Origin of the sequence: Nitrosomonas ureae (assembly GCF_001455205.1) — a bacterium.
Lineage (GTDB): Bacteria > Pseudomonadota > Gammaproteobacteria > Burkholderiales > Nitrosomonadaceae > Nitrosomonas > Nitrosomonas ureae.
Genome location: NZ_CP013341.1, coordinates 1,393,912 through 1,407,027, shown reverse-complemented (window position 1 = coordinate 1,407,027; position 13,116 = coordinate 1,393,912). Strand labels below are relative to the sequence as shown.

The window sequence follows — 13,116 nt, the reverse complement described above, 5'->3', positions numbered from 1 at the left end:
ATTTGGTATTAACCGTTATTTGATCCACACTGTTTTAATGTTCACAAATTCTCGAATTCCATGATACGACAATTCCCGTCCGTAGCCGGATTCCTTAATACCTCCGAATGGTAGGCGCGCATCACTTCTGACGATACCGTTGACAAACACGGAACCGGCATGAATCTGTCGCGCAAGCTCTTCTCCACGTGCCGTATTGCGTGTCCACACGCTGCCGCCAAGACCAAATTGCGTTTGATTGGCTAATCGGATCGCGTCATCCGTATCTTTCACGCGCACGATTGCGGCGACCGGTCCGAATAATTCCTCATCAAACGCCGCCATCCCGGGTCGCACATGGTCCAGAATTGTCGGTGCGTAGTATGAACCTTGTATACCGGTACCGGTAACAGTACCGCCGGATACAAGCTTCGCACCTGCTGCCAGGCTTCGTTCAACTTGTTCATGCAGTTCATTGCGCAAGTCTTCCCGTGCCATGGGTGCAATACCGGTCGCTTCGTGTTTCGGATCACCGATTTGCAGCCGGCTAAAGAGTATGCTCAATTGTTCGACAAAGGCATCAGCAATTGTATCGATGAGAATAAAACGCTTAGCGGCAATGCAACTCTGCCCCATATTTTGTAAACGAGCCACAAGGGCTTGCTGGGCCGTCGACTCGATATCAGCATCATCGAGCACAATAAATGGATCTGAACCGCCTAATTCGAGCACGCATTTCTTTAAGTGCTGCCCGGCAATAGCGGCGACTTTGCGACCTGCTGTGCTACTGCCTGTCAAGGTGACGGCGGCAATGCTTCGATCGGCAATCACTGCTTGCACTTGCTCGGCGCTAACCATCAGTGTGCGGAAAGCATGCTCAGGAAATCCTGCTTGACGGAATGCATCTTCCAATGCCAGCGCACATCGCGGCACATTTGATGCATGCTTAAGCACTATCGTGTTACCCGCCATCATTGCCGGTGCAGCAGCGCGAATTAATTGCCAGAAGGGAAAATTCCACGGCATGATACAAAGCACAGTGCCCAGAGGCTGATAAACCACCAGACTGCGACTGGCATCAGAGGCAATAATTTCATCGCGTAGGTAGAATTCAGCTTGATTAGCGTAATGCTCACACCCTATTGCACATTTTTCTATCTCCGCTCTAGCTTCCTTGAGCAATTTACCCATTTCTTCGGTAATCAGATTGGCATATTCCTCGCTGCGCTGACGGAAGATTTGTGCGAGATTGTGCATTAAGCACGATCGTTGCGCAAAATTAAACGCAGACCATTCAATCTGCGCAGATTCCACGTGCTTCAGGACTGCATCGATTTCTTCGGCTTGCCAAATTGAGAACGATTGTATGATTTGACCTGTGGCCGGATTGATGGATTGCATTGATATCAGAAAAAGCCTTATCGAGTAACTTTAAATAATAATTTAACCGGCAAACGCGTTCATTCCATTGTTTGTTCTGTATTAATCATAATGTATGAATGCTTCTACGATACGTTTGAAGTACGGCGACACAAAAAGCAACAAAACAAAGCCAACTGGAAATGCAATACTCCACGAATAAAACCAGTGTTCGAGAAAGGCACCAGAAAAACCAAGATTTACGGCAGTAACAATGGCAGATACACATCCGGTCATTGTGGTGGACATCAGCAAACAATAAATACAATGCGCTAATAGTTTTTGTTTCATGCAAATCCTGTTATTACTAACCCGGAGCTACTAATTCGGCATTGTAAACAAGTTTATGTGAAGAATTTCTCAAATTTCATGCTGCTCATTTGTGCATTCTAAATAACTGTACCAAGCCCATGCCAATAACTAGTCAGAATCAAATTTTCGGAGCCGCTGAAATGGCAGCTGTACGTCCCGATATAAAATGCCGGACACCAGACATTCAAACACCATCACTTCCACCCCATGGAATTTAGCAAGGAAAATAATCACATACGCGTGATTTATTAATTACGCGCCATGCTTGATTTATCATCCAACTTCTCTGCGGTACCAAGATTATTCCACAGGCATTTATTGTTACTTGCTCGCGCAATTTCTTCCAGTATCCCGCAATGCCGTGCATTTTCTTCCGCGGTCGCTTCAATAATTCTTAAATCAGAACCATCCAGGTCTATTTGCGAATGCTGTACTAATTCAACATAATCCAGCTCGATCAACAAGCTTTCTTGCCCCCTAGTCATCGCAAGATAAACTTCAGCTAATAATTCAGCATCTAATAATGCGCCATGTAACTTACGCTTTGAATTGTCGATATTGTATCGTTCGCACAAAGCGTCAAGGTTATTGCGTTTACCAGGATGAAGCTCCTTCGCTAACTTCAACGTATCGGTTATTTGCAAGCAATAATTATCGAGTGCTTTTAAATTGCACAATCCTAATTCATGATTGATAAATCCTACATCAAATGGAGCATTATGGATGATTAGCTCAGCATCGCTGATAAAACTCAAGAACTCCTTGGAAATTTCATAGAATTTTGCTTTATCTTGAAGGAATTCCATCGTTAGGCCATGAACTTGCAAAGCACCTTCATCACTTTCCCGTTCCGGATTGAGATAGTAATGAAAATGGCTACCGGTAAATTGTCTATTACATAACTCAACAGCCGCAATTTCAACAATGCGGTGACCCAGCTTGCATTCCAGGCCTGTTGTTTCAGTATCTAGCACAATTTGACGCATATCCTCATTCCTAACATTAATGCAATTCTTCAGAAATTATCATTTCCACACCCCGATTAGCCAGCTGATCAGCACGTTCGTTATCAATATGTCCGGAATGTCCGCGTACCCAACACCACTCAATTTCATGCTGTTGGGTTAATTGATCAAGCAGTTTCCACAGATCTTCGTTTTTAACCGGTTTTTTATCTGCAGTACGCCAGTTGCGTGCCTTCCATGAATCAAGCCATTCGCTGATACCTTTTTGCAGATATTGGGAATCGGTATGCAAATGTATTTTACAAGGGCGCTTCAGAGACTCTAAAGCACGAATGGCCGCAAGTAGCTCCATCCGGTTATTGGTAGTAAGTTTCTCTCCTCCAAAAATTTCCCGTTCGTGATCTCCGTATCGCAGTAATGCCCCCCATCCCCCAATCCCAGGGTTTCCTTTACACGCACCATCTGTATAAATTTCAACAACCTTAGAAACATTACCAATCATGATTTATTTAAATCATCAATCCGATTTGAATTGCCTGATGATTGCTTTTCCTTAGCGGCTTTGATAATTCTCCGAGCAATCGGCACCATCTTTCTCTTGGCATCTAAACAATTTCTCCAATCAGGTTTGATAATTCGCATCCCGTGCGTGTGTTTAATGGCATGCAAGAAATATACCCCGCCTGAAATTGGCCACCAGCGATCCCCTGCAGCCTCCATAAAAGCAAACCGCCGCCGCCATTTTTCTTGTTTGAATGGCGGCACATAGCAACAAAGCCGACCACCAGCCATCTCAAAATCCAGTAATTTCAACCAATCTTTAAGTCGCGATAATGCAATAAAATCTCCATTCCACGGAAATTCCTCCCGCATTGACTTTAAATGATGGCAGACACCCCATAGACTAAAGGGATTAAATCCTGAAACAACGAGATGGCCTTCGGGTATCAGGATTCGATGCACTTCTCTTAAAATTTGATGGGGATTTGCATTAAACTCAAGCGCATGGGGCAAAATAACGAGATCCATGCTGCTAGTCTGAATAGGAAGAAAACCCGCTTCAGCTCGTACCGAAGTTTCACATTCCGAACCAACGGAAAAACGTAAAGGCATGCGATTCAAACGTAAAAAATCAAACTGCGGCCAACCTATCTGCACCGCATTGTAACCAAAGATATTCGCTACAACCTGATCAAAATAACGGTGCTCATGTTCAATCAAATATTGACCAAGAGAAGACTCAAACCATTGCTGAACATTTTGCGCAATCATCATGAACCATATCGCTTACTCGATATCAGAATTTACACTATTTGGTGATATCAATTAACATTTTTCATTACGGCATCTTCTTTAAATGGAGCTTTCATGCTGAATATACACCCAGTACCTGCATTTAAAGACAATTACATATGGATAGCTCACAATCGAAATTATGCGATCATTATTGATCCGGGTACCGCAGTTCCGATGATTGAGTATCTTCGATTAAAGAAACTGCAACCCAGTGCAATTCTGATTACCCATCACCATAGCGATCACACCGGAGGCATAGCGGAATTACTTCAGTTGTTTGAAATCCCCGTATACGGACCTGGCAATGAATCAATCGCCGCTATAACAAACCCGGTGCAACAAAATGATATCGTAAACCTACCCGAGATATCGCTCAATCTCACAGTGTTGGATACACCCGGGCACACCCGGGGACACATCGCTTATTATGGATCGGATCCATGGCATATGATATTTTGCGGCGACACACTTTTTTCTTGTGGCTGCGGAAGAATATTTGAGGGATCTGCTACGCAACTCTATCAGTCACTACAAAAAATCTCCCGGCTACCGGATGCTACCTTAATTTACTGCGCACATGAATACACTCTGGGAAATATAGCATTTGCCAGAACTGTTAATCCAGAAAATAAAAAACTTAACGAGTTCGCAATCACTGCACAAAAATTACGTCACAAAAATATTCCAACAATTCCGACAACACTCTCGCTCGAAAAAGCAATTAATCCGTTCCTGCGTTGCGAACACCAGCCAATCATTAACAGCGCACAAAATTATTCTGCCCAACCCATGCAAAATCCGGATAATGTTTTCAAGGTATTACGCGAATGGAAAAATAAATTCTAAATTTCAGTTAAGATCGATACTGAAAAGAACGAGCGCCCAGAAATCTAGATTGATTGATTTATTAATCCGCAATAATAAAGCAAAAAAGCAGTCACTTATCTGTCAATTTTCCCCACGAATCCCGTAAAGTTACAGCTCGGTTAAACACCGGCTTATCCGATCTCATATCCATTCGATCAGCAATAAAATAGCCATTACGCTCAAATTGAAAGCTTTGTTCAGGCTTCGCTTCACATAGCGATGGCTCTACATACGCGGCAATGATTTGCTTCGAATTTGAATTCAATGAAGTTTTATAATCCTTGCCACCACTATCCGGGTATGGATCGGTGAACAAACGATCATAAAGCCGTATTTCTGCTGCCAGCGCGTATTTTACTGAAAGCCAGTGAATATTGCCTTTAACCTTGCGGCTTTCTGCACCAGGAGTTCCACTTTTGGTATCCGGATCGTAGGTACAATGGATGGCTTCAATATCACCTTGTGCATTTTTATCCACTTGTACGCACTTGACGATAAAAGCATAACGCAATCGTACTTCAACGCCAGGCGCAAGGCGAAAATACCCTTTAGTCGGCACTTCCATGAAGTCATCGCGCTCAATATACAAAATCTTAGAAAATGGAATGATACGTTTTCCCCATTCCGGCTTTTGCGGATGATTGGGCGCAAAGCAATCTTCTTGCAAATTCTCCGGGTAATTATCAATAATCAACTTGACTGGCTTAAGAACGGCGATGCGACGCGGTGCATTTTCATTCAGATCTTCACGCAGACAATCTTCCAGCACCCCCATATCTATCCAGGAATCGGCCTTACTGATACCAATACGCTCGGCAAACAACCGAATAGCACGTGGCGTAAATCCTCGGCGGCGCACCCCGGCAAGCGTGCTTAACCGGGGATCGTCCCAACCGTCAACCAGCTTGTTTTCCACCAACTCGATCAACTTGCGCTTACTCATTACCGTATACGTCAAATTGAGGCGAGCAAATTCAATCTGCTGGGGATGACATGGCACTTTATCACCCAGTTGATCCAGCACCCAATCATATAATGGCCGGTGGTCTTCAAATTCGAGTGTACACAATGAGTGCGTAATTCTTTCCAGTGCGTCGGAAATGCAGTGTGTATAGTCATACATTGGATAAATGCACCATTGATTGCCAGTGCGTTGATGATGTACGTGACGAATACGGTAGATCACCGGATCGCGCATATTGATGTTGGGTGAGGCCATGTCAATTTTAGCTCTCAATACATACTGTCCGTCAGGAAATTCTCCTGTTTTCATCCGCCGAAACAAATCCAGACTTTCTGCAATCGGACGATCACGAAAAGGACTATTTTTACCGGGATGAGTCAATGTGCCACGCAATTCACGTATTTCATCAGCAGAGAGACTTTCCACATAAGCTTTTCCACAATCGATCAAATATTCGGCGAACTGATATAACTGATTGAAATAATCTGAAGAATAATAAAGATGTTGACCCCAATCAAAACCCAACCAGGAAACACTGTCACAAATCGAATCGACGTACTCCTGCGCTTCTTTTTCCGGATTGGTGTCGTCAAAACGCAAATGACAAACACCACCATAGTCGCGCGCAATGCCAAAATTCAAACAAATACTCTTGGCATGGCCAATGTGCAAGTAACCATTCGGCTCGGGCGGAAAGCGCGTTTCTACACGTCCATTCCATTTGCCGGAACGATTATCTTCTTCTATGATATTACGAATAAAATTGGAGGGCGTTGATTCAATGTGCAAATTGGTTTCAGATTTCTCTTTCAAAGCGTATCTCTCGGCATATTTTTAAGAGTGGGAAAATACTACTAATTTATTCGGCTGATCAGAAACTTACTCAAAACTCTTCTTCAAATGTCATTTTTCTTCTCAGTACAGCATGATTATAGCGGCGATCAATACAAAATCCACTATTCTTCAGTAAACACGCCCTATCACTTTCTCGACCGCAACAAGATATTTGATGCCGTGGTAAAAATAAAGCTTTCCGAATTTGACTTTTCTCGACGTCTGACATAGAATTCCCGGCTCTTTTTGAATTCGCAGGACAAGTTTTTCGTGAAAACATTTTCGGCCAAACCACACGAAGTGAACCATGACTGGTTCGTCATTGATGCAACCAATAAAATATTAGGGCGTCTTGCTTCGCAGATTGCTCATCGCCTGCGTGGCAAGCATAAACCAATCTATACACCGCATGTTGACACCGGTGATTACATCATTGTGGTCAATATCGACAAAATGAAAGTTACCGGTAACAAGCTGGAAGATAAAATCTACTATCGTCACACCGGCTATCCGGGCGGTATTTATGCAACCCCTCTGGGCAAAATGCACGCGCGTTTTCCCGCACGCCCACTTGAAAAAGCTGTCAAAGGAATGTTGCCGAAAGGTCCTTTGGGATATGCGATGTTAAAGAAACTCAAAGTTTATGCTGGTGATACTCACCCACATGCCGCTCAACAACCCAAACCACTTGAAGTTAGAGCTTAACCCTATGGCCACTCAATATAATTACGGTACCGGACGACGTAAAAGTGCTGTTGCACGCGTTTTTATCAAACCTGGTAAAGGCGCAATTGTCATTAATAATAAACCCATTGATGATTATTTCTCCCGCAAGACAGGTCGCATGATTGTAAGACAACCTTTGGAATTAACTGATAATGCCAGTTCATTTGATATTATGGTGAATATTCATGGAGGCGGGGAATCAGGTCAAGCGGGCGCGGTTCGCCATGGTATTACTCGCGCACTGATTGATTATGATGCGACACTTAAGCCTGTCCTAAGTAAAGCAGGTTTGGTAACCCGTGATGCACGTGAAGTAGAAAGAAAGAAAGTTGGTTTACGTAAGGCACGGCGGCGTAAACAATTCTCAAAACGATGATTCTTTCGTATCGTATTTCACCCCAAAAGCCGCCTCAATCAGGTGGCTTTTTTGTTTGTGTTATTAAGAAATAAACAGTATCTGCTGAAAACTTAACAGGAGTCACAATGATTAATGTCGGTATTGTTGGTGGAACAGGATACACCGGCGTGGAATTACTACGGTTATTAGTTTTACACCCTAGAGTAAAAATCAAAGCGATCACCTCACGGAGCGAGGCTGGCATAAATGTCGCGGATTTGTTTACCAACTTACGGGGACATATCGACCTTAAATTCAGCGATCCCGCAGATGCAAAACTCAATAAATGCGATTTAGTATTTTTTGCCACACCTAACGGCATAGCCATGCAACAGGCAGAATCCTTATTGCAAGCAGGTGTTAAAGTGATTGACCTGGCGGCAGACTTCCGCATCAAAAATATTGCAGAATGGGAAAAATGGTACGGCATGCAGCACGCTTGTCCCACCCTGATCACTGAAGCAGTATATGGCTTACCGGAAATTAATCGCGAACTGGTAAAAAATGCGCGTCTTATCGCCAACCCCGGCTGTTATCCTACTGCGGTACAACTTGGTTTCTTGCCGCTGATAGAAGCCGGCATCATTGATGTCAACCACCTCATCGCTGATGTCAAATCAGGCGTTTCCGGTGCGGGACGTAAAGCCGAAATTCATACCCTGCTCGCAGAAGCATCTGATAACTTCAAAGCTTACGGCGTTCCGGGGCACCGCCATTTGCCCGAGATAAAGCAAGGGCTTTCCAATATTGCCCAGAAGCCAGTTAACCTAACATTTGTTCCGCATTTGGTACCGATGATTCGCGGCATCCATGCCACGCTCTATGCCAAACTAATCCAGCAGGTTGACTTGCAAGCCTTGTACGAGAAACGCTACCAGAATGAGGCTTTTGTTGATGTGCTACCTGCCGGGAAGCACCCGGAAACCCGCTCTGTACGTGGTTCAAATATTTGTCGCATCGCCGTTCATCAACCGCAAAATAGCGACACAGTTGTGGTACTATCGGTAACCGATAATTTGGTCAAAGGCGCAGCAGGGCAGGCCATACAAAACATGAATATCATGTTTGACCTGCCTGAAACACTGGGGATTAATCAGGTACCGCTGTTACCTTGAGAATAAAATTCTCCCGATATCATATCCAGATCAATTAAGCCGAATTCCGCAGAGTGCCCGGTGTATAAGTTGTTCCAGAGAAAACCTAAAATTCTATCCCCACGTGTCGTTGTTCGTCCTCGCCGGACCTGGCAGTCATACCTGATCGGTATGATCGTTAGCTGTACCTTGCTGTTGCTGCTTTCTTGGTTCATGTACGAAATGGGAAGACAATCCATCAGCACACCAGAAGATGCTCTTGAAGAAAAATTAGCCTACTTATTTGATCCTGGAACATGCAGACAAACCAAGAAACAAAAATTATGCGCTCAGATTGGTGATTTGACTCAGCAACTACAAATCAGCAACACAGCTAACCAGAATCTTACGGAAGAAATAAAATCCCTTGCTAGTGAAAATGATCAATTAAAAGAAAAACTCGAATTTTTCCAACACCTCATCGCCAGCAATACAAAAAGTGGTATTTCAATTTATCAATTTAGCTTAAAAGAAACGCAAACCCCTGGTGAATACCGCTATGCATTGACATTAATTCAAGGAGGAGAAAGACCGAATGATTTTAAGGGAAACTTAAGGTTTACTGTTAAACTGACGCAGAATGATCAAAGCAAGGTACTACCCCTCACGAAAAAAAATCAGCAACAAGATTTTCCTGTTATCTTTAAGTTCTTCCACAGATTGGAAGAATTTTTTAAAGTACCACCGAATTCCATCGTAGAAAATATTCAGGTAGAAGTTTTTAGAAATGGTGACAAGAAAGCCATACTATCGGAAACTATACAACCGGCATTGTGAAGGAGAAAAGAAATGTTCGGTAGAAAAAAGAAAAACCAGCTACATCATCATATCGATACCCTAATTGGCGCAAACACAACGATCTCAGGCGATATTCATTTTACGGGGGGTCTTCGAATCGATGGACATATTACAGGAAACATCTTTGCAACCGATGACGAACACAGTACACTGGTGCTCAGCAATGAAGGCAGTATCAAGGGAAAAATAAAAGCTACTAATGTCGTCATTAATGGTACAGTGACCGGTCCCATTGACGCGCTAGGATATCTGGAACTACAGGAAAAAGCCAAAGTATACGGCGATGTTCATTATGGTTCTTTGGAGATCCGGCTCGGGGCCTCCGTTGCGGGGAAAATGATTCATCAACACACGCTGGATATAGAAGACACGCAACCATCAGAGAAAATGATAACATTAGCTCCAGCAAGCGATCAGCCGCACACTCATGCTGCTGCTGAAAAAGATACACCCTGATGTATATGTTGTATAGTACTTGCAATCCATAATTTGACATCTACTGCAGAAATTAATATGAACACTGAATTGAATATCCCGCTCACTTTTACTGAAAATGCAGCCTCGAAAGTCAAACAACTGATCGAGGAAGAAGGCAATGACCATCTTAATCTCAGAGTTTTTATCAGCGGTGGCGGTTGCTCAGGCTTTCAGTACGGCTTCACTTTTGATGAATCAATCAGTGAAGATGATACTGTAATGGAGCGAAATGGCGTCAAACTACTGGTTGATCCTATGAGCTTTCAGTATTTGATCGGCGCCGAGATCGATTATCAAGAAAATATACAGGGCGCTCAGTTCATCATCAAGAACCCTGGCGCTACCAGCACTTGCGGCTGCGGATCATCATTTTCGGTATAACGCATATCCCGCATCCGAAATTTCAGGCGGGATAAATCGCTCCTAGAATTCTGCTTCCTTTTGCACCGGTAACTGCTGTCAGATTGCCTGGTTTACGCAAAATCGCTTGCTGTGCCAACCACGCAAATGCAAAAGCTTCTACCCAATCGATCGTTATGCCGAGTTGATCGGTCAGCGCTACTTTTTTTCCGGACATTATTTCAGCAAGCCGATTAATCAGTAGAGAATTATGTCCCCCTCCACCACATACATAAACTTCTTCCGCACCCAAACAGTGCATATCGATGGCTTGAGCAATCGACATGACGGTTAATTGTAACAACGTTGCCTGAACATCTTCCGGTGATTCTTCACTGAATTGCAGCTTATCTTCCAACCAGCGGAGATTAAACAAATCCCGACCCGTGCTTTTGGGAGGTATCTGGGCAAAAAAAGGAGCTGATAGTAAAGCATCTAATAAATCAGGAATAACCCGACCCGTTGCCGCCCACTGCCCGTTTTGGTCATAATTTCTTCCAGTATGCTGCAAACACCACGCATCCATCAATGAATTACCTGGTCCACAATCAAACCCCGTAATTGCATGATAAGGATCAAGATTCGTGATATTAGCTATGCCGCCAATATTAACGATTACGCGATGACGGCTTGAACTTTTGAAAACAGCTTCGTGAAACGCAGGTACCAGCGGAGCACCCTGACCACCCGCAGCGATATCACGGCTTCTTAAATCAGCAACCACTGTGATTCCGGTTAATTCAGCTAACAAAGCCGCATTGACAAGCTGAATCGTATAGCGCTTTTCCGGTTCGGGGCAATGCCTGATCGTTTGCCCATGGCACCCGATGGCAACAATTTGTGCTGCTAAAACACCCGTTTTTTCCAGCAAATCTGCAGTTGCCTTCGCGTATAAACGAGACAATTGGTTGCTGAGCATTGCCGCCCGATGAAGCTCATCGTAACCAGGCTGATGCAACAGCAGCAATGCTTCACGCAGATCATCGTTATAGGGGCAATAGCAAGTCCCCAATAATAATGGGGTAGTCGCCCGCAAATCCGCCAGCACGACATCCACACCATCCAGACTGGTGCCCGACATCATGCCTAGGTAGTAAACGGGTTTCAACTATTCGGGTATAGCGGGAAAAGTTAGAAGTCAATTTCCATCAAGAAATTGACGATTTGCTCATTGAAACAAACCGTCAATTAACAAACTTAATAATAATTACTCTATCGCAGCGAGATGAATACTGCGCATGATGTTTAAGCGAGTCAGCAAGGCATGGGTTTCATCTTTAAATGTATTTAAATCACGCTTCGCAATCGGTGGTGCGGTTGGCAAAACCACTTTAGTTGGATCACGCTGCACGCCATCCACTCGTAATTCATAATGTAAATGCGGCCCTGTCGCCATACCTGTCGAGCCCACATAACCGATCACGTCTCCCTGGTTTACACGCTTACCTTTACTTAATCCGGCTGCAAACCGGGAAAGGTGGCCATAGGCGGTTTCGTATTTACCATTATGTTTGAGCACAATCAGATTACCATAACCTCTTTGCGAACCGGAGAATGCCACAATTCCACTTGCCGTGGCTTTTACAGGTGTGCCGGTGGGAGCAGCATAATCAATACCACGATGGGCGCGCCACTCTTTAAGTATGGGATGAAAACGTCTGTTCGTAAAACCGGAACTTACGCGCGTAAAGGCAAGCGGCGAAAGCCAAAATGCTTTGCGTAAGCTTTCACCTTCGGGGGTGTAATACCCCTCTGCACCATTGTATGATTTGAAATAGATCGCCTGATGAGACTTTCCTTTGTTGACAAACTCAACAGCCAGCACCCGGCCCGTTTTAGCACGTCTACCATCGTTTGAGAAAGTTTCATAAACTATGGTAAAACGATCTCCCTGGCGCAAATCCCGGTAAAAATCGATTTCTGATGCAAATATTTCCGTCAACTGCATGGCAATATTGTTCGGTATGCCCGCATTATCCGTCGCACCAAACAGAGAACTGTTAATCACACCGGATTTCATGTGAATCTGCGCATCCAACTCAATCGGCTGTTCCGTCATCTTGAAGGCATCGTCTGTTTTTTCCATCAAAAACAGTTCTTCGTTCCCGAAGAAATAGCGTAATGATAACAACTCACCTTCAGCGGTCGTTTGTGCATAAACGGTTTTACCGGGTCTCAGCTGCCGCATCGCACGGCTATCGCGTGCTGCTTGAAGGAAATAGGTAGAATCTTCGCTGCTGACATCCAATCGGTTCAAGATTGCCGCAATCGTATCACCGCGCCGAATGCTTTCCTGGCGCCAGAAAGACTGATTGGATTGTGCTTCGGCAAGCGCATCGGGAATGGATAAATCAAGATCAAGAACGATTTCTTCTACGGGAATTTCCCCGAATGACGGAGAGTTAGGTGCGATACCAAATGCTGTGACAATGCCAAAAAGTGGAATGCTGGAGAGAGCCACCAGCCAGCGAATTGATTTTTTTGTTAATTTAGATGATTTTTGAGCTAGAATCCTTTGTTTACTGCTAATAGGCGTATATAGCATCTATG

At 44.1% G+C, this 13,116-nt stretch carries 15 protein-coding genes; 7 read left to right on the top strand and 8 right to left on the bottom strand.

Annotated elements, in window-relative coordinates; translation table 11 throughout:
• Positions 1 to 15: 15 nt before the first annotated feature.
• The 5 genes from ATY38_RS06430 to ATY38_RS06410 form a co-directional block, all read right to left on the bottom strand.
• Positions 16 to 1,380: an NAD-dependent succinate-semialdehyde dehydrogenase gene (locus tag ATY38_RS06430; protein WP_082633008.1), complete on the bottom strand. Its 1,365-nt coding sequence runs from the start codon at positions 1,378 to 1,380 to the stop codon at positions 16 to 18.
• 81 nt (positions 1,381 to 1,461) lie between these two features.
• A complete protein-coding gene (locus tag ATY38_RS06425) occupies positions 1,462 to 1,689 on the bottom strand; it encodes a DUF2798 domain-containing protein (RefSeq protein WP_062558582.1) in 228 nt (75 codons plus the stop codon).
• A gap of 269 nt (positions 1,690 to 1,958) precedes the next feature.
• A complete protein-coding gene (dnaQ, locus tag ATY38_RS06420) occupies positions 1,959 to 2,696 on the bottom strand; it encodes a DNA polymerase III subunit epsilon (protein ID WP_062558581.1) in 738 nt (245 codons plus the stop codon).
• Positions 2,697 to 2,712: 16 nt separating this feature from the next.
• Complete coding sequence (rnhA, locus tag ATY38_RS06415; RefSeq protein WP_062558580.1) at positions 2,713 to 3,177, bottom strand: ribonuclease HI; 465 nt, start codon at positions 3,175 to 3,177, stop codon at positions 2,713 to 2,715.
• A complete protein-coding gene (locus tag ATY38_RS06410) occupies positions 3,174 to 3,950 on the bottom strand; it encodes a class I SAM-dependent methyltransferase (protein WP_062558579.1) in 777 nt (258 codons plus the stop codon). Before ATY38_RS06410 ends, rnhA begins: the two co-directional genes overlap by 4 nt.
• 93 nt (positions 3,951 to 4,043) lie before the next feature.
• Here ATY38_RS06410 and gloB point away from each other — a divergent pair, with 93 nt between their 5' ends.
• A complete protein-coding gene (gloB, locus tag ATY38_RS06405; protein ID WP_062558578.1) occupies positions 4,044 to 4,817 on the top strand; it encodes a hydroxyacylglutathione hydrolase in 774 nt (257 codons plus the stop codon).
• Positions 4,818 to 4,908: 91 nt separating this feature from the next.
• Here the strand turns inward: gloB and ATY38_RS06400 are convergent, their stop codons facing one another.
• A complete protein-coding gene (locus ATY38_RS06400; protein WP_235590411.1) occupies positions 4,909 to 6,615 on the bottom strand; it encodes a glutamine--tRNA ligase/YqeY domain fusion protein in 1,707 nt (568 codons plus the stop codon).
• Between the two features lie 291 nt (positions 6,616 to 6,906).
• Between ATY38_RS06400 and rplM the strand changes: the two genes are divergently transcribed.
• The 6 genes from rplM to erpA all read left to right on the top strand — a co-directional run bounded on the left by rplM (position 6,907) and on the right by erpA (position 10,548).
• Complete coding sequence (gene rplM / locus ATY38_RS06395) at positions 6,907 to 7,341, top strand: 50S ribosomal protein L13 (protein WP_062558577.1); 435 nt, start codon at positions 6,907 to 6,909, stop codon at positions 7,339 to 7,341.
• A 4-nt stretch (positions 7,342 to 7,345) separates the two neighbouring features.
• Positions 7,346 to 7,738, top strand: coding sequence for a 30S ribosomal protein S9 (gene rpsI, locus ATY38_RS06390; RefSeq protein WP_062558576.1), 393 nt, complete (start codon positions 7,346 to 7,348; stop codon positions 7,736 to 7,738).
• Between the two features lie 107 nt (positions 7,739 to 7,845).
• Positions 7,846 to 8,874 (top strand): N-acetyl-gamma-glutamyl-phosphate reductase, encoded by a 1,029-nt coding sequence (gene argC, locus ATY38_RS06385; protein WP_062558575.1) that lies wholly within the window; start codon positions 7,846 to 7,848, stop codon positions 8,872 to 8,874.
• A gap of 201 nt (positions 8,875 to 9,075) precedes the next feature.
• A complete protein-coding gene (locus ATY38_RS06380; protein ID WP_235590410.1) occupies positions 9,076 to 9,669 on the top strand; it encodes a DUF6776 family protein in 594 nt (197 codons plus the stop codon).
• 12 nt (positions 9,670 to 9,681) lie between these two features.
• Positions 9,682 to 10,146 (top strand): bactofilin family protein, encoded by a 465-nt coding sequence (locus ATY38_RS06375; protein ID WP_013648547.1) that lies wholly within the window; start codon positions 9,682 to 9,684, stop codon positions 10,144 to 10,146.
• Positions 10,147 to 10,203: 57 nt separating this feature from the next.
• Positions 10,204 to 10,548 carry an iron-sulfur cluster insertion protein ErpA gene (gene erpA / locus ATY38_RS06370; protein WP_013648548.1) on the top strand — a complete coding sequence of 115 codons (345 nt, stop codon included), beginning with the start codon at positions 10,204 to 10,206 and terminating at the stop codon, positions 10,546 to 10,548.
• Between the two features lie 22 nt (positions 10,549 to 10,570).
• Here the strand turns inward: erpA and ATY38_RS06365 are convergent, their stop codons facing one another.
• Together ATY38_RS06365 and ATY38_RS06360 are read right to left on the bottom strand one after the other, a co-directional pair.
• On the bottom strand, positions 10,571 to 11,650 hold the full coding sequence (locus tag ATY38_RS06365; RefSeq protein ID WP_062558574.1) for an anhydro-N-acetylmuramic acid kinase: 1,080 nt from the start codon (positions 11,648 to 11,650) through the stop codon (positions 10,571 to 10,573).
• A gap of 123 nt (positions 11,651 to 11,773) precedes the next feature.
• Entirely contained in the window at positions 11,774 to 13,111 is a 1,338-nt protein-coding gene (locus ATY38_RS06360; protein WP_062558573.1) for a peptidoglycan DD-metalloendopeptidase family protein, read from the bottom strand.
• Between the last annotated feature and the right edge of the window lie 5 nt (positions 13,112 to 13,116).